The organism is Mesorhizobium sp. W067 (genome assembly GCF_054719525.1).
In genome coordinates, this window is record NZ_JBTTII010000001.1 from 2,354,918 (window position 1) to 2,377,516 (window position 22,599).

Annotated in this window: 19 protein-coding genes; 14 read left to right on the top strand and 5 right to left on the bottom strand. The window is 63.9% G+C overall.

Translation table 11 applies throughout. The features are described from left to right. Positions 1–69 precede the first annotated feature (69 nt). Positions 70–990, top strand: coding sequence for a sugar kinase (locus ACYG97_RS11665; RefSeq protein WP_023691048.1), 921 nt, complete (start codon positions 70–72; stop codon positions 988–990). Between the two features lie 9 nt (positions 991–999). Here the strand turns inward: ACYG97_RS11665 and ACYG97_RS11670 are convergent, their stop codons facing one another. The 3 genes from ACYG97_RS11670 to ACYG97_RS11680 all read right to left on the bottom strand — a co-directional run bounded on the left by ACYG97_RS11670 (position 1,000) and on the right by ACYG97_RS11680 (position 4,777). After that, positions 1,000–2,019: an aldose epimerase family protein gene (locus ACYG97_RS11670; protein WP_023733732.1), complete on the bottom strand. Its 1,020-nt coding sequence runs from the start codon at positions 2,017–2,019 to the stop codon at positions 1,000–1,002. Positions 2,020–2,117: 98 nt separating this feature from the next. Further along, positions 2,118–3,575: an NAD-dependent succinate-semialdehyde dehydrogenase gene (locus ACYG97_RS11675; protein ID WP_023670445.1), complete on the bottom strand. Its 1,458-nt coding sequence runs from the start codon at positions 3,573–3,575 to the stop codon at positions 2,118–2,120. Between the two features lie 251 nt (positions 3,576–3,826). Continuing rightward, positions 3,827–4,777, bottom strand: a complete 951-nt coding sequence (locus ACYG97_RS11680) for an AEC family transporter (RefSeq protein ID WP_023681741.1) — start codon at positions 4,775–4,777, stop codon at positions 3,827–3,829. Between the two features lie 145 nt (positions 4,778–4,922). On the opposite strand from ACYG97_RS11680, the gene ACYG97_RS11685 reads away from it, so the two are divergent. The 7 genes from ACYG97_RS11685 (at position 4,923) to ACYG97_RS11715 (ending at position 13,712) form a co-directional block, all read left to right on the top strand. Continuing rightward, the gene (locus tag ACYG97_RS11685; RefSeq protein ID WP_023733733.1) at positions 4,923–7,937 is read left to right on the top strand and encodes a caspase family protein; all 3,015 of its coding nucleotides are present in this window, start codon (positions 4,923–4,925) and stop codon (positions 7,935–7,937) included. A gap of 98 nt (positions 7,938–8,035) precedes the next feature. Next, positions 8,036–8,584 (top strand): histidine phosphatase family protein, encoded by a 549-nt coding sequence (locus ACYG97_RS11690; protein ID WP_023733734.1) that lies wholly within the window; start codon positions 8,036–8,038, stop codon positions 8,582–8,584. 209 nt (positions 8,585–8,793) lie between these two features. After that, on the top strand, positions 8,794–9,075 hold the full coding sequence (locus ACYG97_RS11695) for an acyl carrier protein (protein WP_010909964.1): 282 nt from the start codon (positions 8,794–8,796) through the stop codon (positions 9,073–9,075). A gap of 55 nt (positions 9,076–9,130) precedes the next feature. Continuing rightward, a complete protein-coding gene (locus ACYG97_RS11700) occupies positions 9,131–10,321 on the top strand; it encodes a beta-ketoacyl-ACP synthase (protein WP_023733735.1) in 1,191 nt (396 codons plus the stop codon). Positions 10,322–10,363: 42 nt separating this feature from the next. Next, positions 10,364–11,635: a beta-ketoacyl-ACP synthase gene (locus ACYG97_RS11705; RefSeq protein WP_023733736.1), complete on the top strand. Its 1,272-nt coding sequence runs from the start codon at positions 10,364–10,366 to the stop codon at positions 11,633–11,635. Positions 11,636–11,671: 36 nt separating this feature from the next. Then, on the top strand, positions 11,672–12,700 hold the full coding sequence (locus tag ACYG97_RS11710) for a zinc-binding dehydrogenase (protein ID WP_023733737.1): 1,029 nt from the start codon (positions 11,672–11,674) through the stop codon (positions 12,698–12,700). 4 nt (positions 12,701–12,704) lie between these two features. Further along, complete coding sequence (locus tag ACYG97_RS11715) at positions 12,705–13,712, top strand: lipid A biosynthesis lauroyl acyltransferase (protein ID WP_031242599.1); 1,008 nt, start codon at positions 12,705–12,707, stop codon at positions 13,710–13,712. A 13-nt stretch (positions 13,713–13,725) separates the two neighbouring features. Here the strand turns inward: ACYG97_RS11715 and ACYG97_RS11720 are convergent, their stop codons facing one another. Beyond that, the gene (locus tag ACYG97_RS11720) at positions 13,726–14,157 is read right to left on the bottom strand and encodes a L,D-transpeptidase (RefSeq protein ID WP_023681747.1); all 432 of its coding nucleotides are present in this window, start codon (positions 14,155–14,157) and stop codon (positions 13,726–13,728) included. Positions 14,158–14,380: 223 nt separating this feature from the next. On the opposite strand from ACYG97_RS11720, the gene ACYG97_RS11725 reads away from it, so the two are divergent. The 5 genes from ACYG97_RS11725 (at position 14,381) to ACYG97_RS11745 (ending at position 21,025) form a co-directional block, all read left to right on the top strand. Continuing rightward, complete coding sequence (locus tag ACYG97_RS11725) at positions 14,381–15,661, top strand: acetylornithine deacetylase/succinyl-diaminopimelate desuccinylase family protein (RefSeq protein WP_023733739.1); 1,281 nt, start codon at positions 14,381–14,383, stop codon at positions 15,659–15,661. A gap of 121 nt (positions 15,662–15,782) precedes the next feature. Next, positions 15,783–17,258, top strand: coding sequence for an ABC transporter substrate-binding protein (locus tag ACYG97_RS11730; protein WP_023733740.1), 1,476 nt, complete (start codon positions 15,783–15,785; stop codon positions 17,256–17,258). A 334-nt stretch (positions 17,259–17,592) separates the two neighbouring features. Further along, the gene (locus ACYG97_RS11735; protein ID WP_023725623.1) at positions 17,593–18,540 is read left to right on the top strand and encodes an ABC transporter permease; all 948 of its coding nucleotides are present in this window, start codon (positions 17,593–17,595) and stop codon (positions 18,538–18,540) included. Further along, positions 18,537–19,406: an ABC transporter permease gene (locus tag ACYG97_RS11740; RefSeq protein WP_023733741.1), complete on the top strand. Its 870-nt coding sequence runs from the start codon at positions 18,537–18,539 to the stop codon at positions 19,404–19,406. The genes ACYG97_RS11735 and ACYG97_RS11740 overlap by 4 nt, the downstream gene beginning before the upstream one ends. Then, positions 19,403–21,025, top strand: a complete 1,623-nt coding sequence (locus tag ACYG97_RS11745; RefSeq protein WP_023733742.1) for an ABC transporter ATP-binding protein — start codon at positions 19,403–19,405, stop codon at positions 21,023–21,025. The genes ACYG97_RS11740 and ACYG97_RS11745 overlap by 4 nt, the downstream gene beginning before the upstream one ends. 115 nt (positions 21,026–21,140) lie before the next feature. Here the strand turns inward: ACYG97_RS11745 and ACYG97_RS11750 are convergent, their stop codons facing one another. After that, on the bottom strand, positions 21,141–21,572 hold the full coding sequence (locus tag ACYG97_RS11750) for a TerB family tellurite resistance protein (protein WP_023691035.1): 432 nt from the start codon (positions 21,570–21,572) through the stop codon (positions 21,141–21,143). 195 nt (positions 21,573–21,767) lie between these two features. Here ACYG97_RS11750 and ACYG97_RS11755 point away from each other — a divergent pair, with 195 nt between their 5' ends. Further along, positions 21,768–22,553: a TSUP family transporter gene (locus ACYG97_RS11755; RefSeq protein WP_023733743.1), complete on the top strand. Its 786-nt coding sequence runs from the start codon at positions 21,768–21,770 to the stop codon at positions 22,551–22,553. Positions 22,554–22,599: the final 46 nt, after the last annotated feature.

The following is a 22,599-nucleotide window of genomic DNA, read 5'->3' on the forward strand; positions in this document are numbered from 1 at the left end:
CGCCGCCGCCAAGCATGGCGCTGCCGGCCGCAAAAAGCTACAGCAGCGAACTGATCCGGAGACAGATACATGGCAGCAGACGGCGTCGCTTCGATCGGTGAATGCATGCTCGAACTGTCGGGCCAGGCCGGGCCGAACTGGCGCATGGGCTTTGCCGGCGACACGTTCAACACGCTGTGGGCGCTGCATGCGCTGAGCGGCGAGCGGCCGGCGACCTATGTCTCCGCCTTTGGCGACGATCCCTTCTCGCAGGGCCAGATTTCGTTCTTCGCCGAAAACGGCATCGGCATCGGCGCCAGCCCGGTCATCCCAGGCGCGCGGCCCGGCCTCTACGCCATCACCTTGACCGGCGCCGAACGCGCCTTCACCTATTGGCGCAGCGACGCGGCGGCCAGGCGGCTTGCCTCGGACCCGGCCGCCTTGGCAAAAAGCCTTGAAAGCCAGGCGCTTGTGTATTTTTCCGGAATCACTTTAGCAATTCTGGATGCCGCCGCGCGCAAGACGTTGCTGGCAGAAGTGGCCAAGGCGCGGGCTGCCGGTTCGCTCGTCGCCTTCGACCCCAACTACCGGCCGCGCCTGTGGCAGAGCCGCGAGGAGGCGCAAGCCGCGATACTCGACGCGCTTGCCGTCGCCGACATCGCGCTGCCGACCTTTCCCGACGAGCAGATGCTGTTTGGCGACTCGGCACCGCAAGCGACCGCCGAACGGTTCGGAAAACTCGTCGGCGAAGTCGTCGTCAAGAATGGCGAGAAGCCCGCGCTGATCGCCACTGGCGGAGCCCTGCAGCCGGTTCCGGCCCAGCATGTCGCCACCCCGGTCGACACCACCGGCGCCGGCGATTCCTTCAATGGCGGCTATCTCGCCGCCCGGCTTGCCGGCCATGCCCCGGCGGATGCCGTGCAGCGCGCGCATCGCGTCGCCGCCGCTGTCGTGCAGGTGCGAGGCGCGCTGGCGCCGTTCGAGGTTCTAAGAACCGCTTTCGAGGGCTAGTCTAAGACCTTAGGGAAGCCTGAAACGATATTCCGTCACCTGATGATAGATCTGGCCCGGCCACAGCGTGGCCTGCGGGAAATAGGGCCGGTTCGGCGCGTCGGGCCAGGTCTGCGCTTCCAGGCAAAAGCCGGAAAACGCCTTGTAGCGCCGTCCGTCCAGGCCGCCCGAGGTCGGCGCGACATACTGGCCGGTGTAAAGCTGCAGGCCCGGCTCGGTGGTCCAGACTTCCATCTCGACGCCGGAATTGGCGCCTTGCGCCCACGCCACCTGGTGAAGCGGGCCCCGGGCTGACGCCAGGCAGAAATTGACGTCGTAGGGAAGCTGCTCGCCTTCCGTTTCCATCCGCAGCGGCCGCGCCTGGCGGAAGTCGAAGGGCGTGCCGTCGACAGGTTTGACGACGCCGGTCGGGATCATCTCGCCATCGACAGGCGTATAGGCGCCGGCGTTCAGCATCAGCCGGTGGTCGAGAATGTCGCCGGCGCCGCCATCGTCGAGATTGAAATAGGAATGCTGCGCCAGATTGCACAGCGTCGGCTCCTCGCAGGTGGCGGTCAGTTCCATCGAGAGCGTGCCGGGGATCTTCAGCCGGTAGGTGCAGGTGACGTCGAGCGCGCCGGGAAAGCCCATCGTGCCCTCGGGATCGTGCAGGGTCAGGGTGACAAAATCCCGGCCGTGCAGCGAAACCGTCCACGGCCGATGGAAGAAGCCCTCCGAGCCGCCATGCAGCGTGTGCTTGCCGAGGAAATTGCGCTCGGTCTGGTAGCGCTGGCCGGCAATGGTGAAGCGGCCGTCGCGGATGCGGTTGGCATAGCGGCCGACGACCGCGCCGAAGAAGGCCCGGTCAGTCTCGTAAGGCTCGAAGCGATCGTAGCCCAGCACCAGCGGCGCGTCGTGCCCGGCGAGCCGCAGATCCTGGATGATTGCGCCGAGCCCGATGATGTTGGCGCTGACGCCGCCGCCCCGGATGGTGAAACGGCGAACGGGTTCGCCTGCCTGCGTCGTGCCGAAGACTTCGCCGTCCTTCATCGCTAGGTCCAAATGCTAATTCGTCGATCTGTCGACTTAGGCCGGCTGAATGTCGTCTGGCAAGGGCAGGCGCGCGGCCTGCCCTGCCCGTCAATGATTTAGAGGCCGAGACCCCCGATGCAGACATATTTGGTGTCGAGATAGTCCTCGATGCCCTGATGTCCGCCTTCCTTGCCGAGGCCCGATTCCTTGACGCCGCCGAACGGCGCTTCCGGCGTGGTGATCAGGCCTTCATTGACGCCGACCATGCCGTATTTCAGGCCTTCCATGACCCGGAAGGCGCGGCCGAGATCGCCGGTGTAGAAATAGGCGGCAAGGCCGAACTCAGTGTCGTTGGCAAGCGCAATGGCTTCCTCCTCGGTCTCGAACTTGAACACCGGGGCGATCGGGCCAAAAATCTCTTCCTTCATGAAGCGCATGTCAGGCTTCGCGTCGGCGATGACGGTCGGCTGGAAGAATGAGCCGCCAAGCGCGTGGCGCTTGCCGCCGGCAACGACCTTGCCGCCCTTCGACGTGGCGTCGGCGATGAATTCCTCGACCTTCTCGACCGCCTTCACGTCGATCAGCGGTCCCTGCTGCACGCCCTCTTCCAGGCCCGAGCCAACTTTCAGCGCATTGCTGGCAGCGGCCAGCTTCTCGACAAACTTGTCGTAGATGCCGGCCTGCACCAGGAAGCGGTTGGTGCACACGCAGGTCTGGCCTGAATTGCGGTATTTGGCGGTGATGGCGCCGGCGACGGCGCGATCGAGGTCGGCATCGTCGAAGACCAGGAACGGCGCATTGCCGCCGAGTTCCATCGAGACCTTCTTGACGGTGACGGACGACTTCTGGATCAGCAGCTTGCCGATCTCGGTCGAGCCGGTGAAGGTGATCTTCGACACCAGCGGATTGGCGCAGATCTCGTCGCCGATTTCGCCGGCAGCACCCGTCAGGATGTTGATGACGCCCTTTGGGAAGCCGACTTCCTCGGCGAGCGCGCCCCATGCAAGGCCGGAATACGGCGTCTGCGAGGCCGGCTTGACCACGGCGGTGCAGCCGGCGGCAAGCGCGGGGCCAAGCTTGCGGGCAAGCATCGAGGAGGGGAAATTCCACGGCGTGATGGCGGCAATGACGCCGACCGGCTCCTTGGTCACCAGGATGCGGCGATCGCCCCATGGCGATGGCACGACATCGCCATAGGTGCGGCGGCCTTCCTCGGCAAACCACATGATGTAGGCGGCAGCCGAACCGATCTCGCCCTTGGATTCGGCGAGCGACTTGCCCTGCTCGATGGTGAGCAGTTCGGCCAGCACATCCTGATTATCCATCATCGCGTCATGCAGCTTGCGCAACAGCTTCGAGCGCTCCAGCGCGGTCGTCTTGCGCCAGGTCTTGAAGGCTTCGCTTGCGGCTTCGATGGCGCGGCGGGTTTCCGCCTTGCCCGACTTCGGCACGGTGCCGATCTTGAGACCGGTGGCCGGGTTGTTGACGTCGACCGTCTGGCCGCTGTCGGCCTGCACCCATTCGCCATTGATGAGATTGGCCTGGCGCATGAAATGGCTGGTTTTCTGCAGCATGGTCTAGCCTCCGTTCGGCGCACTGACGGGCCGGTTTCCTGGATCTCTTGAACGAGCGTGCACAATGGCGGCGGAGCCGACACGCTGAAGCCACTGCTCTTTACCTAGGGCAAGCCCGGCAAGCAATTGCAAGATGGCATATAGGCTTTGGGCCAGCCCAACGCCAGAGAAAATTCACATGTAAATTAGTTTGGGCCGCAGCCTTGCCAAAGACCAGCCTTGCCAAAGACCAGCCTTACAGAAGACCAAGCCTACCCAAAGACATGCACCACCACCGTCAGCCAAAAGGCGGTTGTAACAACCGCGCTTGCCGTGGCGATGGTCATCTGGTTCGACGCCAGCGCCTGGCCGGTGTTGAACTGCACGGCGATGAGATAGGAATTGATGCCGGACGGCAGCGCCGCCACCACGACCGCCACTTTGGCCGTCAAGGGCGGCAGGCCAAACAGCCAGACCAGGCCGAGCACCAGCGCCGGCATCAGGAACAGTTTCAGCGTCGACAGCGCCAGCGCCGGTCGGATGTTACCGGAAATGCCGAAACGGCGCAGGCTGAGCCCCATGGCGAACAGCGCCACCGGCCCGGCGGTGTTAGCCAGCGCATCGGCCAGTCGCATGGCAAGGTTCGGCAGCGGCGCGCCGGTGAGGCGCCATGCCAGCCCGGCCAGGATGCCGATGATCAACGGATTGGTGAACAGTCTTCTCAGAAAGCTCTGGATGATGCGCAGCGGGTGTACGGGCTCGCTGCCGCCGCGGCCAAATATCTCGAACATGATGATCGAAGCCATCATCATGGTCGGCAGATGCACGGAAACGAGCAGCGACAGCACTTCGAATCCGCTGGACCCGAATACGCCGAGAACGAAGGGAATGCCCAGCAACACCACATTCGAGAAGGATGACGACACTCCACCGACGATGCCGGTGCGCGCGTCCCGCCCAAAGATCCGTGTCGTCACCAGATGGCCGGCGGCCCATGTCATTGCAACCGCCGCGAAATAAGCACCCCACAGCGACCAGGGCGCCACGCCGTGGAAATCCGAATTCACCATCGTCCGAAACAGCAGCAGCGGCATCGCGACGTTGATGGCGAATTCGGAGATGCCGTCCCCGCTGGCCGGTTTCAGATAGCCGGTGAGCCCGGTGACATAGCCGAGCGCGACGAGGCTGAAGACGAAAAGAACGGTTTCGGTGAGCGGAGACATTTTTCAGGGATAGGCGAGCCCGGATTCCAGCGCAATCGCCATGATCTTCAGAAACTGATCCTCGATCCGCTCGGCGCCTGAATTTGATCATGGTCGGGTGGCAGCGCTATACAGGCTTGGGATCATCAGGGCGGACACACAGCGAATGGTTGCGACGCCGAAACAGCGTCATTTCAGACAGGCGTGGCTGACGGCTTTCGTCGCCGGGCTGTTTTGCCTTGCCGCGACGGTGCTTGCGGTTGCGGAGACCAAGAGCCTCAAGGGCGTGGCGCTGATCATCGGCCAGTCGAAATACGAGCACATCGCAGCCCTTGCCAACCCGGCCAACGACGCCCGCGACATGTCCAAGATGCTGACCGACCTCGGCTTCGACGCCCGCAACGTCACCGATCGCGATGCCGCCAAGCTGAAGCGCGATATCGATCGGTTTGTCGAGGACGCCGAAGGCGCCGACGTCGCCTTCATCTATTATTCCGGCCACGGCATCGAGGCGGGCGGCGAGAATTATCTGGTGCCGGTCGATGCCGACGTCTCGTCGTTGAAAAATGCTGGTGAGGCGCTGGTGCCGATTTCAGCCGTCATGGACGAGCTGAAAAAGACCGTGCCGGTGACGATCGTGCTGCTTGACGCCTGCCGCACCAACCCGTTTCCGCCGGACGCGGTCGTGCGACGCGGGCCGACGGCTTCCGCCGAGCCTGTCGGCGCCGGCGGGCTGGAACCGGTGCGCGGCGCAAAAGCCCTCGCCGATGCCTCATTGGATGATGCCAGCCTGGGAACCGTGGTCGGCTTCGCCGCCGAGCCGGGCCGACCCGCACTTGATGGCGCCGCCGGCGAAAACAGCCCTTACGCCGCCGCCCTGCTGCGCCACCTCACCGCGATGAAAGGCACGGAATTCGGCTCGGTCATGCGCATGGTCACCGAGGAGGTCTATCTCGACACCAAGGCAAAGCAGCGACCTTGGGTCAGCGAGAGCCTGCGTCGCCTGCTCTATTTCGGCGTCGCGCCGCCGGAACCGACCGACGACGACGGGCTGATCACCGGTGAGCGGCGGCAATTGCTGCTGACCATTTCCGACCTGCCCGATCCCAAACGGGCTCAGGTGGAGTTGGCTTCTCTCCAGGACGGCGTGCCCCTTGACGCGCTCTACGGCGTGCTCAAGGCGCTCGGCACGGAAAAGATCCCTGAGGATCCCAACGACCTGCAGAAGGTGCTGGACAGCCAGGCTGAGCGTCTGAAGAAGATGATGGCCGAGCGCGCCGCATTACGCACCGACGATCCCGAGATCAGTCGCCTGGTCGCATCCGCCGACAAGGCCATAGGCCAGGGCGCCATGGTGACGGCGCGCAAATTCCTCGACGACGCGGTCGGCCGGATCGAGGAAAACAGCGGTGCGGTCGACGAGGCCGAGGACCTGCTACGGCAAAAGCGCATCGCCGACGCCGCCATCTATGCCAAACGCGCCGACGCCGCCGCGCTGGTCTTCGACTACAAATCCGCCGCCAACGACTATGCCAAGGCGTATTCGCTGGTCGAGAAGTGGGACGAAAAGCTGCGCTGGAACTACAAGAACCAGGAGGCCGAGGCGTTGAACGCTCATGGCTACGCCACCGGCGACCTCGATGTGCTGCAGCACTCCATCGAGGCCTATCGCACCATCTTGAACTTCATCCCCAACGGCGAACAGAATCGCGACTGGGCAATCACCCGCAACAACATGGCGGTGGTGCTGCAGACCATTGGAGAGCGCGAAACCGAGACTGCGCATCTCGAAGAAGCGGCGGTGATTTTCCGCGATTCGCTGGTGGTGTTCGAGCGCGAGAAGGACGACCGCAACTGGGCCGCGGCGCAGAACAACCTGGCCAACGTGCTTCTGAAGATCGGCGAACGCGAGAGCGACCCGAAGCGTCTCAATGAAGCGGTGGCGGCGACGCGCGCCACCCTTGAGAAGCGTCCGCGCGACAAGCTGCCGTTGGACTGGGCCGGTTCGCAGAACAATCTAGGCCTCGCGCTCTATGCACTCTCCGAGCGTGAGCCTGCCGGCGAGCATCTCACCCAGGCGGAAGCAGCCTACCGGCTGGCGCTTGAGGAATACACACGCGAGAAAGCACCCGTGGAATGGGCGATGGTCGAGAACAATCTCGGCAACACGCTTGTAACGCTTGGCATCCAGCTCAACGACAAGGCGAAGATCAACGAGGCGGCCGACGCGTTTCGCGCCGCGCTGGAAGTGCGAACCCGCGAAACTTTCCCGGTGTCCTGGGCGACCAGCCGCCTCAACCTGGGCAATGCGCTGAGCGGTATCGCCCGCTTCGATATGGGCACGGCTACGCTCGAAGAAGCTGCTGCTGCCTATGACGACGCTCTGACGGTGTTTACCCGCAAGCGCTTCCCGATGGACTGGGCGTCAGCCCAGAACAATCTCGGCTCGATCTATCAGACGCTGGGCCAGCGCACGCGTGATGCGGCCAAGCTGGAACAGTCGGCGGCAGCCTTCCAGGCGGCACGGCAGGTCTATGTCAGGCGGAAGTTCCCGCAGGACTGGGCGATGAGCTACTACAATCTCGGCAACACGCTGCAGCTTCTCGGCGGCGTCACCGACAAGCCCGAGCATTACAGCGAGGCGGTCGACGCCTACGGCAATGCGTTGCGCGAGTACAAGCGCGAGACCAACCCGCGGCAATGGGCAATGGCCCAGGCCGACCTGGGCTCGACGCTGCACTGGTTGAGCATGAGCAATGGCGATGCCAAGACGCTGCAGGATTCGATTGCGGCGCGGCGGGCAGCGCTCGAAATACTCACCATCGAGGCCGCGCCGGTCGACTGGGCCAACGCTCAAAATGGCATCGGTATGAGCCTGCTCAATCTCGGCAATCTCCAGCGGACCGACAAATATCTCAACGACGCCGAAGCGGCGTTCACGGCGGCGCTGAAGGTGTTTACGCGCGAAAGTCAGCCGCTGCAGTGGGCCTTCGAGCAGAACAATATCGGCGACGTCCACTGGAACCGCGCCAGCTATGGCGCGGGCAAGCCGGAATATCTCAAGGCAATCGAATTCTTCGAGAACGCCAAGCAGGGCTTCACCGAAGCCGGCTACACGATCCCTATCCCGCTCACCGATCAGAAGATCGAGCTGGCGAAGAAGCAAATGGCGAAAATGTGAAGCGAACCGAGGGTTCGCCTTTCGCTTGTCTTTGTGCCGGCTTTCCGATCCCTATATCAGAATGACCGGAGCGGCATCCGGCTCCCGGAAAGGTTTCGATGATTCGATTTGTGCTGTCGCTGTTCCTGCTTGCTGTTCCCGCCGTCGCCCACGCGACCGACGCCGGCTGGGCGCTGCTGCGTGACGGCGGCCATGTCGTGCTGCTTCGCCACGCACTGGTCACCGGCACCACCGACCCCGCCAATTTCGACATCGACAACTGCGCCACCCAGGTCAACCTATCGGCGCGCGGCAAGCAGCAGGCGAGCAAGATCGGCGCGCTGTTCGGCGCCCGCGCCGCCCCCATCGAGCGGGTGCTGTCCAGCCGCTATTGCCGCTGCCTCGACACTGCCCGCATCGCCTTCGAAGCGGAGCCGAAGCTCTTTGCGCCGCTAGACCTCCTGAGGAGCGATCCGACCGAGAAGGCCGCGCAGCTCGACGCGGTGATGAAGGAAATCCGCGCCTACACCGGTTCCGACAATCTGGTCATGGTCACGCATCTCGAAAACATCGTCGCGCTGACCGGCGTCTCGCCGCGCGAGGGCGAAGCGGTGGTGGTCGAGCCGCAGGGCGATGGCTTGCGCGTGCTCGGCCGCGTCACGTTCTGAGAGAGCCAGTGGTCAAGCTCCGTGAAAACTAAGCTGACGTAACGTCAACTGGAAGGGCCACCGGCTTGTCGGGCGGCCCTTCTTGTCTTCACGGGAGGGCCATCCCACCTGCGCCCCGCGCATCAGGCCTTTTCCTGCCGGGAAAAACCGATTAGACAGCGCCCAAACCAGATGCGGACAGATTCCGCCCGCAACCGAAGGAAGAGCCCTTGTCCACCACGTTCGACAAAGTCGCCAAGATCATTGCCGACACCAGCGAGATCGATATCGACACCATCACTCCCGAGAGCCACACGATCGACGATCTCGGCATCGACAGTCTCGATTTCCTCGATATCGTCTTTGCCATTGACAAGGAATTCGGCATCAAGGTGCCGCTGGAAAAGTGGACCCAGGAAGTCAATGACGGCAAGGCTTCGACCGACGATTACTTCGTCATGAAGAACCTGTGCGCCAAGATCGACGCGCTGGTCGCCGCCAAGACCGCCTGATATCGGCTGGCGCGCGGCCTTGACGGGCTGCGCCGCCTGACCCACAAAGCCGCTCATGAGCAGCCGTCGCGACGTCGTCATCACCGGTATCGGCCTTGTCTCCTCGCTGGGAGAGGGTCCGGATACCCACTGGCAGAAGCTGGCGCAGCCCGGCTTGCAGCCGGTGCTCGAAGCCGCGCGCTTTGCGCCCTACACCGTGCATCCCATGCCGGAGATCGACTGGAACCTGCAGATCGCCAAGCGCGGCGACCAGCGGCAGATGGAAACATGGCAGCGGCTCGGCACCTATGCGGCCGGCATGGCGCTGGACGACGCCGGCATCAAGGGCAATGACGAGCTCTGCACGACCATGGACATGGTTGTCGCTGCCGGCGGCGGCGAGCGAGACGAGGCGGTCGATGCCGCCATCCTCGCCGCGTCCGAGAGCCGCAACGACCGCGACGTGCTGCTCAACGAGAAGCTGACCACCGAATTGCGGCCGACGCTTTTCCTGGCCCAGCTCTCCAATCTGCTCGCCGGCAACATCTCCATCGTCCACAAGGTGACGGGATCGTCGAGGACCTTCATGGGCGAGGAAGGTGCCGGCGTCGCCGCCGTCGAGACCGCCGCGGCGCGCATCCGCTCCGGACAGTCGACCCACATACTGGTAGGTGGCGCCTTCCAGACCGAACATTCCGACATGCTGCTCGGCTATGAATTGGCCGGCTATCTGCATCGCGGCCCATGGAAGCCGGTCTGGCAGAGACAGGGCGCCGAGGGCGGCGGCCTGGTCTCCGGCTCCGGTGGCGCCTTCCTGGTGCTGGAGCAGCGCGAACACGCGCAAAGCCGTGGGCGGAAAATCTATGCCGAGCTCGGACCGGTCGTCTCAGGCCGCGCCCGGCGCTCGCGCGGCGAGCTTGACGCGGAGATCGCGGCATTGCTCAAACAGGCGGCTCTCCCGAACGGCAAGTTGCTGGCCCTGTCGGGCGCCTCCGGGGCGCATACCGCAACGTCAGCCGAAAAGTCAGCGCTGGATGCCAATCCGGCGATATCGGCGCGCGGCTTCGCCACGCTGACCGGGCATATGAAGGAAGCGCAGTTTCCATTCGCGGTCGCCCTCGCCGCCCTGGCCGTCGACCGCAAGGCCGCCTACCCCGTTTTCGACGCCGCGGCCGAGAAGCCGTTCGAAGGCATTCCCGAAACCGTGCTCGCAACGGCGATCGGCTATCACCAATTCGAGGGCATGGCGCTGGTCAACGCTGCTTGAAGCAGCGCTGCGCGATCATGCTGCAAAGTTAAGAGGTTCCGGATGGCCAATCTCAGAGATCACATGGGCAGGCCGATCGTCGCCGTCACCGGCATCGGCGTGGTAACGTCGCTCGGCATCGGCAAGGCCGATAACTGGGCGGCACTGACCTCCGGCAAATCGGGCATCCACCCGATCACCCGCTTTCCCGTCGACCACCTCAACACTCGCATCTCCGGCATGGTCGATTTCCTCGACTCAAGCTCGAAAGGCGCCAGCCTGCTGACCTACGAACTGGCCGAAAGCGCCGCGAATGAGGCGGTGGCCGAATCCGGCCTCGATTCCTCTGATTTCGGTGGCCCGCTCTTCCTCGCCTCGCCGCCGGTCGAACTCGACTGGCACGACCGCTTCGCGCTTTACAATTCCGACGGCAAAGGCGCCGGCGCCGAAAGGCTGCTCAGGGTGGCGCGCGGGCTGAAGGAAACAGATACGTTCGCAAGCACGCAGTTCGGCGCGATCGCCGACCGGCTGGCCGACCGCTTTGGCACGCGCGGCCTGCCGATCACGCTGTCGACGGCCTGCGCTTCGGGCGCCACCGCCATCCAGCTCGGGGTCGAGGCGATCCGCCGCGGCGAATGCGACCGGGCGCTGTCGATCGGCGCCGACGGTTCGGCAACTGCCGAGGCGCTGATCCGCTTTTCGCTGCTCTCGGCGCTGTCGACCCACAACGACATCCCGGAAAAGGCGTCAAAACCCTTCTCCAAGGACCGCGACGGCTTTGTGCTGGCCGAAGGCTCCGGCGCTCTGGTGCTGGAATCGCTTGAGGCGGCCCTTGCACGGGGCGCGAGCGTTCTCGGCATCCTGCGCGGCTGCGGTGAAAAGGCCGACGATTTCCACCGCACCCGTTCCAAGCCCGACGGTTCCCCGGCGATCGCAGCAGTGCGCGCCGCTCTTGCCGATGCCGGCCTGAGCAAGGACGAGATCGACTACGTCAACGCTCACGGCACCTCGACGCCGGAAAACGACAAGATGGAGCATCTGTCGCTGTCGACCGTGTTCGGCGATCGCATCGGCTCGATGCCGGTCTCGTCCAACAAGTCGATGATCGGCCACACGCTGTCGGCGGCCGGCGCCGTCGAAGCGGCGTTTTCGCTGATGACCATGCGCGAAAGCGTCATTCCGCCGACCATCAACTACGACAATCCCGACCCGGCAATCGTGCTCGACGTGGTGCCCAACAAGAAGCGCAATGCCGAGGTTCGTAGCGTTCTGTCGAACTCGTTCGGCTTCGGCGGCCAGAACACTTGCCTTGTCATGGCGCGGGAACCGGTCTAAGCGACCTTTTTCAGCCAGACTGAACTGACAGGCCCCATGCGCGCACTGCAACTTATCGAGGACCGCCGTCTTGAAACGGTGGACCTGCCGCCCCCGCCGCCCCCCGCATTGGGCGAAGTCACGCTGCGCATCAAGGCGGTGGCGCTGAACCATATCGACGTCTGGGGCTGGCGCGGCATGGCCTTCGCCAAGCGCAAGCTGCCGCTGGTCGTCGGCGCCGAAGCCTCCGGCGAGGTCGAGGCTGTCGGCCCCGGCGTCTCCAGCCTGCTGCCCGGACAATTGGTGTCGATCTACGGCGCGCGCACCTGCGGCCTTTGCCGCGCCTGCCGCGAAGGCCGTGACAATCTCTGCGAACATGTCTCGGGCGTCCACGGCTTCCATCTCGACGGCTTTGCCCAGGAGAAGATCAACCTGCCGGCGCGCCTGCTGGTCCCTGCTCCTCCCGGCGTGACCGATGTCGGCGCGGCTGTCGCCCCCGTCACCTTCGGCACCGTCGAGCACATGCTGTTCGACAATGCCAAGCTGCAGCCCGGCGAAACCATCCTCATCCATGCCGGCGGCTCCGGCATCGGCTCGGCGGCGATCCAGCTGGCCAAGCGCATGGGTTGCACCATCATCACCACGGTCGGTTCCAACGACAAGATCGACAAGGCCAAGGCGCTCGGCGCCGACCATGTCATCAACTACCGCGACGATCGTTTCGAAGGCGTCGTGCGCAAGCTCACCAGGAAGAAGGGCGTCGACGTCGTCTTCGAACATGTCGGCGCCGACACCTTTGCCGCCTCGATGCTGTGCCTCAAGCGCGGCGGCCGCCTGGTCACCTGCGGCTCGACCTCCGGCGTGTCGACGCAGATCAATCTGATGCAGCTGTTCCAGCAGCAGCTGAAGCTGCTTGGGTCCTTCGGCTGCCGCATGGAGAACATGGCCAACGCCATGCAGAAGATGGCGGCGGGACAGGTCGCACCTGTCATCGACACCGAAGTCGGCTTCGACGGCATCGACGCCGCGTTGAAGCGCATGGAAGGCCGCGACGTGTTCGGCAAGATCATCCTGCGCGTTTCTTAGGACTATGGTCGGCAAGGTGTTCAAGAAAGCCCGCCGGGACTTCATGTTCCGCTATGGCCGAAGACTGCGCCAGATGGAGCACTGGCTGGTGGCGCGCGTGGCGATGACGATCATCTCGCTGCTGCGCCTCTTGCCCGCGGACAGGGCGCTCAATTTCGCCGACCGGGCGGCACGGCGCATCGGTCCGTGGGTCGGGCGCCACCGTGTCGCCATCAACAATCTGCGCCTTGCCTATCCCGAAAAGAGCGATGTCGAGATCGAGGCCATCGCCTCCGACATGTGGGGCAACATGGCCCGGCTCGCCGCCGAATACATCTTTCTTGACGCCCTCTTCGACTATGATCCGAACGCAGCGACGCCCGGCCGCGTCGAAGTCGGTGGCGCCGATCATTTCCATCAGATAGCTGGCGAGGACAAACCGCATATCCTGTTCACCGGCCATCTCGGCAATTTCGAGCTGCTGCCCGTGGCAGCCGCGACGTTCGGCATGAAGATCACGGCGCTGTTTCGTCCCCCGAACAATCCTTACCTCGCCGATTATATCCATTCGACGCGGCGTTCGAGCATGGGCGCCTTGCTGCCGTCTTCGACCGGCGCCTCCTTCGCGCTGGCGTCGATTCTGGAGAAAGGCGGCAATATCGGCGTTTTGGTCGACCAGAAATTCTCCAGCGGGCTGGAGACGATCTTCTTCGGTCGACCGTGCCAGAGCAATCCGGTTCTGGGCATGCTCGCCCGTCACTATGATTGCGACGTCTATCCGGCGCGATGTGTGCGGCTGCCAGGCAACCGCTTCCGCCTCGAGATCGAGGACAAGCTGACCTTGCCGCGCAATGAAAGCGGCAGCGTCGATGTCGCGGCCACCACCCAACTGCTCGCCGACGTGGTCGAGCGCTGGGTGCGCGAGGATCCGGGACAGTGGATGTGGTTCCACAAAAGGTGGGAAATCTCGGGCCGGCGTCGGCGCCGGCGCGGACAGGCCAACGCCACCGGCCAGCGGCAGCGTCAATCTTAAGTCGTCCATAGCCTCAGTTCGTAACAACGATCCGCGTATTGCCGAAGCCGACTTCGCGCACCATCGCATAGAACATCGCGGCATTGGCGGTGTGCAGCCGCACGCAGCCATGCGATGCCGGACGCCCTAGCTGCCTGACCGCGCCGGTGCCGTGGATGGCGTAGCCGCCATGGAAGAACACCGAGTAAGGCATTGGCGACATGTGGTATTTTTTCGAATACCACATCCGCGCCGTCCGCTGTGGCCGATAGGTGCCACGCGGCGTGAAATAGCCGCTGCGCGCGGTCGACACGCTCCAGCGATAAAGCACCTGGCCGTATTGGCTGACGGTCATGGTCTGCGACGAGACGTCGATGCTGGCCACCAGCGAGGCAGCCCTGCTTTCGATGGACGTGCCGAACAGCATCGCAGCAAAAGCAGCTGCCATGAGAACGATTTTAGTCATGAGATCAAACCCCTTTGATGCCCCTTGCCTGCCCTGTCATCACGCGGTTTTTCATCTTTTTAACGACAGGTGAGTGATCTAACACACACTCCTTGATAAATTCGCCAATCTAAAGCAGCGAATTTGAACGATTTTCCCGCCATAGTTGCCGCTGCGACACGAAGTTTCGGCGCCAGTGGCGCGATGCTTGCAAAACCACCCCCTTGCCTGCTCAAATCCGGGAATGAACGAACGACTCTTCAAAGCGATAGACGCCCGTGTTGATGACTTGGTCGCACTGACCGCCGACCTGATCCGCTTCCCGACCATCAACCCGCCTGGCGAAGCCTATCGCCCCTGCGCCGAATATATCGGTGCGCGCCTAGCCAGGCTTGGCTTCGAAACCGAATTCATCCGCGCCGAAGGCACGCCCGGCGACACCGACCGCTATCCCCGCGTCAATGTCGTCAACCGCTTCGACGGCCGCTCGCCTGGGGCCTGTGTCCATTTCAACTCGCACATCGATGTGGTCGAAGCCGGCGAAGGCTGGAGCGTCGATCCCTTTGCAGGCGTGGTGAAGGACGGCAAGGTCTACGGCCGCGGCGCCTGCGACATGAAAGGGGGCATGGCCGCCTCGATCATCGCGGCGGAAGCCTTCATGGAGGTTTTCCCCGACTTTCCCGGCGCCATCGAAATTTCGGGCACGGTCGATGAGGAGTCCGGCGGCTTCGGCGGCGTCGCGCATCTGGCGAAGCTTGGCTATTTCTCGAAACCCAAGGTCGACCACGTCATCATCCCCGAGCCGCTGAACAAGGACCGCATCTGTCTTGGCCATCGCGGCGTCTGGTGGGCGGAGATCGAGACCAAGGGCGAGATCGCGCATGGCTCGATGCCGTTCCTCGGCGACAATGCGGTGCGCCATATGGGCGCCGTGCTGCAGGCCTTCGAGGACAAACTGTTTCCGGCGCTCGACCGCAAGGTGACGCGCATGCCTGTCGTGCCCGAAGGCGCAAAGCGCTCGACCATGAACATCAACTCGATCCATGGCGGCCAGACCGAGGATTTCCGCCCCGGCCTGCCCTCACCCAACGTGCCCGACGCCTGCCGGCTGACCATCGACCGCCGCTTCTTGCTCGAGGAGGACCTTGCCACGGTCAAGAGCGAGGTGACCGATATCCTCGACCGGCTGAAGCGCGAGCGCAAAAAGTTCGACTACGAGATTCGCGACCTGATGGAGGTGCTGCCGCTGATGACCGAGCGCGACGCGCCGGTGGTCAAGGCGGTGGCGCAAGGCATCATGGCGATCTTCGACCGCGAGCCGGAATATGTCATTTCACCAGGCACTTACGACCAGAAGCACATCGCCCGCATCGGCCACATCTATGATTGCATCGCCTATGGCCCGGGCATTTTGGACCTCGCCCACCGGCCCGACGAATGGGTCGGTATCTCTGATATGGTGGAGTCGGCCAAGGTGATGGCGATCGGGCTGAATGTGCTGCTCAGGGGCACGGCCGCGGACTGAACCATCGACTTCGCTGAAAAAACATTCCTCCCCGCGCCGCTGCAGAGCACGAAACGCAATTTACTCCACCTCGAAATCACGCTTCTATCGCACCAGGGTTCGAGCATTTGGGAGTTGCACGATGAAATTGTGGAAAACCATTCTTGCCGCCGCGGTGCTGGCACTGGCCGGCAGTCAGGCATTTGCCGCACGCACCGACCTGGTGATCGGCATTACGCTCGAGCCGCCACATCTCGATCCGACCGCCGGTGCTGCCGCGGCGATCGACGAAGTGCTCTACGCCAACGTCTTCGAGGGCCTGACCCGCATCGGCCCGAATGGCGAAGTGCTGCCCGACCTTGCCGAGAGCTGGGCCATTTCCGACGACGGCAAGGTCTACACCTTCAAGCTGCGCACCGGCGTCAAATTCCATGACGGCAGCGATTTCGACGCCGGCGACGTGAAGTTCTCGCTCGACCGCGCCCGTGCCGACAATTCCGTAAACGCGCAAAAGGCCCTGTTCGCCGCCATCGATACGGTCGAAGTCGTCGATCCGACAACGGTCAAGGTGACGCTGAAGAACCCGCAAGGGTCGTTCCTTTACAATCTGGGCTGGGGCGACGCCGTGATCGTGGCGCCCGAGAGCGCCGACACCAACAAGGAAAAGCCCATCGGCACCGGCCCGTTCAAATTCCAGAGCTGGGCCAAGGGCTCGTCGATCACGCTGGTGAAATCGGACACTTACTGGGGCGCCCCGGTGTTCCTCGACAAGGCCGAGTTCCGCATCGTTCCCGACGCCGCTGCCGCCGTGCCGGCGCTGCTCTCCGGCGACATCCAGGCTTTCCCTTTCTTCGATCCCGACAGCGTCGCGCAGGTCAAGGACGATCCGCGCTTCAAGGTGGTGATCGGCTCGACTGAGGGCGAGACCATTCTGGCGATCAACAACAAGAAGCCGCCTTTCGACAAGCTCGAGGTGCGGCAGGCAATTGCCTTCGCGCTCGACCGCAAGGCGATCATCGACGGCGCCTCGGCCGGCCTCGGCGTGCCGATCGGCTCGCACATGTCGCCCGCCAGCAAGGCCTATGTCGACCTCACCGGCCTGTACCCGCACAATGTCGACAAGGCCAAGGAGCTGCTGAAGCAAGCCGGCTTCGAAAACGGCATCAATGCGACGCTGAAACTGCCGCCGCCTTCCTATGCGCGGCTTGGCGGCGAGATCATCGCCTCGCAGCTGCGCGATGTCGGCATCGACCTGGAAATCATTCCGGTCGAATGGGCGCAGTGGCTGGACCAGGTGTTCACCAAGAAGGATTACGACCTGACCATCGTCGCTCACACGGAGCCCAACGACATCGATATCTACTCGCGCAAGGATTATTACTTCAACTACGACAATCCGGCCTTCGACAAGATCATCGCCGAGCTGAACCTCACCTCCGACGACGCCAAGCGCAACACGCTGCTCGGCGAAGCGCAGAAGATCCTGGCCGACGACGCCGTGGTGGGGTTCCTCTATGAACTGCCGAAGGTCGGCGTCTGGGACGCCAAGCTGCAGGGCCTGTGGGAAAACGCGCCGATCCAGGCGAATGACCTGACCAAGGTGAAGTGGGCGGATTGAGGCGGCGGGCCAAAGGGCGGCGTTTGCGCTCCGTCACACCCCCCTCTGCCCTGCCGGGCATCTCCCCCGCAAGGGGGGAGATCGGGCTATCATCTCCGCTTTCGCCTATCGCGAACGTTGAACGCTGGTCGACGACACGGAAACTGCTGATCTGCCCCCTTGCGGGGGGTGAGGAGTGGTCCGCGCAGCGGACGGAAAGCCAACTGCTTGGCTTTCCGAACAACGAACGCCCGAAGCGACAGCGAAGGGCCGGGTCCGGTAGGACAGAGGGGGGTGTGACAGAACGCTGCCTTTGCTCAGTCATCGCACTTGGCAACGCACCATTCCCGCCGCAATGACCGCCTACCTCCTCAAACGCCTCGCCATCGCGATCGCAACCTTGATCCTGGCGTCGATGGTCGTCTTCGCCGTGCTCGAAGTCCTGCCCGGCGATCCGGCGCGGCTGATGCTTGGCCTCAACGCCAGCGCCGAGCAGGTCGAACTCCTGCGCAACCAGATGGGCCTCAACGCGCCGCTTCTCCTGCGCTACCTCCACTGGGTCGGCGGTCTGCTCAGCCTCGATTTCGGCCGCTCCTACACTTATTCGGTGCCGGTCATCGACCTTGTCCGCGAGCGCATGGCGGTTTCCCTGCCGCTGGCGCTGATCGCGCTGACGCTGTCCACCATCATTGCCATTCCGGTCGGGCTCTATTCCGCCAGTCGGCGCGGCCGCGCCGGTGACACGATTGCCATGGGCGCCGCGCAGCTCGGCGTCGCCGTGCCGAACTTCTGGTTCGCGCTGATGCTGATCTACCTCTTTGCCGTCTGGTTGCGGCTGGTGCCGGCCGGCGGCTTTCCCGGCTGGAGCGCCGGCGCCTGGCCGGCGCTGAAATCGCTGCTGCTGCCGGCCATCGCCCTCGCTCTGCCGCAGGCCGCGATCCTGGCGCGCGTTGCCCGCTCCGCGCTGCTCGAGGTGCTGAACGAGGATTATATCCGCACCGCCCGCGCCAAGGGCCTGCCCTATCGCGCCGTACTATGGCGGCACGCGCTGCGCAACGCGATGATCCCGGTTCTGACCATTCTGGGCCTGCAATTCGCCTTCCTGCTCGCCGGCACCATCATCATCGAGAACGTCTTTTATCTGCCTGGTCTGGGACGGCTGGTGTTCCAGGCGATCACTCAGCGCGACCTGATCGTGGTGGAAAGCATCGTCATGCTGCTGGTCGTCGCCGTCATTGCCGTTAACCTCGTCGTCGACGTCTCCTATGCCATCGTCGATCCGCGCCTTCGAGGCCGGCAATGACGCTGCACATCGACATCCCGCAGGAGACGTTGGGCAGCATTCTGGCCAAGGCCTTCCGCAACCGCTCCTTCCTCATCGGCTTCGCCATCACGGTGCTGGTGGCTGCAATAGCGGTCATCTCCTATGTCTGGACGCCCTACGACGTGACCAAACTGGTGATCTCGGACAAGACGCTGGCGCCCTCTGCGGCGCACTGGTTCGGCACCGATCATTTCGGCCGCGACATCCTGTCGATGATCATGGTCGGCGCCCGCAACTCGATTGCCGTGGCGCTGGTCGCGGTCGGCATCGGCATGGGCGTCGGCGTGCCGCTCGGCGCCTTCGCCGCGGCGCGCGGCGGGTTGGTCGACGAGGCGCTGATGCGGCTGAACGACCTCGTCTTCGCCTTCCCGGCGCTGCTGTCGGCGATCATGATCACCGCCATCTTCGGACCGGGCGCAATCAACGCCATCATCGCCATCGGCATCTTCAACATCCCGGTGTTTGCGCGCGTCGCCCGGGCCGGTGCGCTGGCGATCTGGCCGCGCGAATTCATCCTCGCCGCGCGCGCCGCCGGCAAGAGCAAGACGCAGATTACAATCGAGCACGTGCTGCCCAACATCGCCACGCTGCTTCTGGTGCAAGGCACCATCCAGTTCGCGCTCGGCATTTTGGCCGAAGCCGGCCTCTCCTATGTCGGACTCGGCGCCCAGCCGCCAATGCCGAGCTGGGGCCGCATGCTGTTCGACGCTCAGACGCGCATGGTGGTGGCGCCTTGGATGGCCATCTTCCCCGGCATGGCCATCGTCGTCACGGTGCTTGGGCTCAATCTGCTCGGCGACGGCATCGCCGACATACTCGACCCGAAATCGCGGCGGCAGCGATGAGCCTGCTGCAGATGGAGAACCTGTCGCTGGCCATCGGCGACACGCCGATCCTGAAAGGGGTCGACCTCTCCGTCGCGCCCGGCGAGGTGATGGGGCTGGTCGGCGAATCCGGCTCGGGCAAATCGATGACGGCGCTGACCATCATGCAGCTTCTGCCGCATGCTGCGCGCGCCACCGGCCGCGTGACCTTCGACGGCATCGATATTCTGGCCGCAACCGAGGACCAGATGTGCGCGCTGCGCGGCGACGACATCGGCATGGTGTTCCAGGAACCTATGACGGCGCTTAACCCGGTCAAGACGATCGGCGAGCAGGTCGCTGAAGGCATACGCTGGCACACCAGGGCAAGCCGCGCGGAAGCCGAAGACCGGGCGCGCAAAATGCTCGACCGCGTCGGCCTGCCCGAGGCCAAATTCCCGCTGTCGCGCTATCCGCACGAACTGTCGGGCGGCCAGCGCCAGCGCGTCGTCATCGCCATTGCCTGCGCATTGAAACCCAAGCTGCTCATCGCCGACGAGCCGACCACGGCGCTCGACGTGGTGCTGCAGGCGCAGATCCTCGACCTCTTGCGCGGCCTTGTCAGCGAAAACCGCATGGGCCTGCTGTTGATCTCGCACGATCTCGCGGTCGTCACCGAAATGACCGACCGCATCACCATTCTGCGCCATGGCGAGGTGATGGAAGCCGGCGACACCGCACGCACGCTGTCGGAACAGCTGCATCCCTACACGCGCCAGCTGGCGCTGGCCTCCATGCACGTGCCCGCCCGCGCCAAGGTTCACGCCGCCGGCCAGGGCAAACCGCTGCTTGAGGTCGAAGGCGTGACACGGGACTATCCGGGCCGGCGCACCTCCCTGTTCAAGTCAGCGTCTCCGATCCGCGCCGTCGACGACGTGTCCTTGTCGCTGGCGCCGGGCCAATCGGTGGCGCTGGTCGGCCGCTCCGGCTGCGGCAAGTCAACGCTTGCCCGCATGATCCTGGCGCTCGACAAATCGACATCGGGAACGATCCGCTTTCGCGGCGAGACCATCACCGGCAAAAGCGAGGCGGAGCTCAAAGCCGCGCGGCGCGACATGCAGGTGGTGTTCCAGGATCCCTACGGCTCTTTCGACCCGCGCCAGAAGGTCGAGAAACTGGTCGCCGAGCCGCTGCATGTACTGGAAAAGAAGCCGACACCGGCCGAGCGGCGCGAGATGGTGGCGCATGCGCTGCACGAGGTCGGCCTCGGCGTCAGCGACATGGACAAATATCCGCATGAGTTTTCCGGCGGCCAGCGCCAGCGCCTGTCGATCGCCCGCGCCATCATCACAAGGCCGAAGCTGGTCGTCGCCGACGAGCCGGTCTCGGCGCTCGACGTGTCGATCCGCGCCCAGATCCTCGATCTGTTCGCAGAGCTCAACCAGAAGCTCGGCATCGGCTATCTCTTCATCACTCACGATTTGACCGTCGCCCGCGCCATCACCGATGAGGTGCTGGTCATGCATGACGGCAGGATCGTCGAGCGCGGCAAGACCGGCGACGTGCTCGATCATCCGCAGTCGGAGGCGGCCAGGGCGCTGGTCGCGGCTGCGCCCGATCTGCATCGGGCGATCGCTCACCGTATGCAGGAACAGGGGTGAGTGACCGGTTCGCGCAGCGAATTCATCGTGCCAGTGGCACGATGAAAGGTCACGAACGCTGGGACGCTGCGAAGCAGCGGGGACCCGGCCGGGCGGCCGTTGCCCCTGGTCTGCCTCACTCCTCCGGCTTCACCACATCGACCGGGCTGATGTCGAGCAAATCGAGCGTGCGGCGCAACAGCCGCACTTCGCTCTCGGCCAGTTTGGAATCGGCTTTGGCGATCTCCGCCATGTGGAGCGCCAGCAACTTGCGCCGTTCGACATCGAGATCGCGGAACAGCGCCATGGCTTGCGAACCGTTGGTCTCGTAGCCGAAATCATTGAGATATTCGATGACCGCGTCGATGCTGGTTTCCGGGATGCCGAAGGCGTCCTTGCAGATGCGCCGGAAGGCGACCATTTCGCTCTCCGAAACCGAGCCGTCGGCCAGGATCATGCGAAACAGCATCAAGAGTTCCGCCGACAGCACGGGGTCGTCGGCAACCTTGCGCACGCCGGGGTCACCATCGAAGATCGAGCGTATCTGGTCGAGCAATGCCATCGCCAACAGTATCCCTTTTCCGAGTCCGCCCAGTGCATATGACCCAAAATTGCCCAGCGGTATTGGGATAATGACATGCACCACAGGAAATCCAAGCGCAACGCGCTTGGATGGACGTAGCGCGGAATCGGCCTTGCGCAAACCAGATGGCCATGAGAAGGCGCGGCATCACCTTTCCCGCCGGAATGTTCAGAAATCCCGATGCTCGACCTCGCTACCCACACCGTCATCATGCTTGCCTTGGCCGCCTTTGCAGCCGGCTTTGTCGATTCGATAGCCGGCGGCGGCGGGCTGATCACCATCCCGGCCCTGCTGCTTGCCGGATTCCCGCCGGTCGCAGCACTTGGAACCAACAAGCTGCAGGGCATTTTCGGCACCGCTTCGGCGACCATCCACTATGCCAGGAATGGCCGTGTCGATCTGCGTCGACAGCTGCCATCGGCGCTTCTGGCCCTTACCGGCAGTGCCGTCGGCGCCTTGCTGGCGGCATTCGTGCCAGGTGATCTCCTGCGGGCGCTGCTGCCGCTGCTTTTGATCGCCATCGCGATCTACTTCGCCGTGAAACCCAACATGAACGATGTCGACCGCGCCGAGCGCCTGTCGCCCTTCCTGTTCGGGCTGATCATCGCCCCTTTGGTCGGCTTCTATGACGGGCTGTTCGGGCCGGGAGCCGGCTCCTTCTATATGCTGGCCTTCGTCAGCCTTGCCGGCTTCGGCGTGCTCAAGGCTACGGCACACACCAAGCTGCTCAATTTCGCCTCCAACATCGGCGGCTTCATCGTCTTTGCCGTCGCCGGCGTCGTCTACTGGAAGATCGGGCTGATGATGGGCGTCGCCCAGTTCCTCGGCGCCCGGCTCGGCGCCAGCCTTGCCATCCGCATCGGCGCCCGGCTGATCAAGCCGCTGCTGGTGATCATCTGCCTGGCTCTGGCGGTGAAGCTGCTGGCCGACCCGGCGAACCCATTGCGCCAGCTGATTGGTGTATAAGCCTCACGCCTGATAGAGTGCCGTTGTACGAATCATGTTGGAGGGA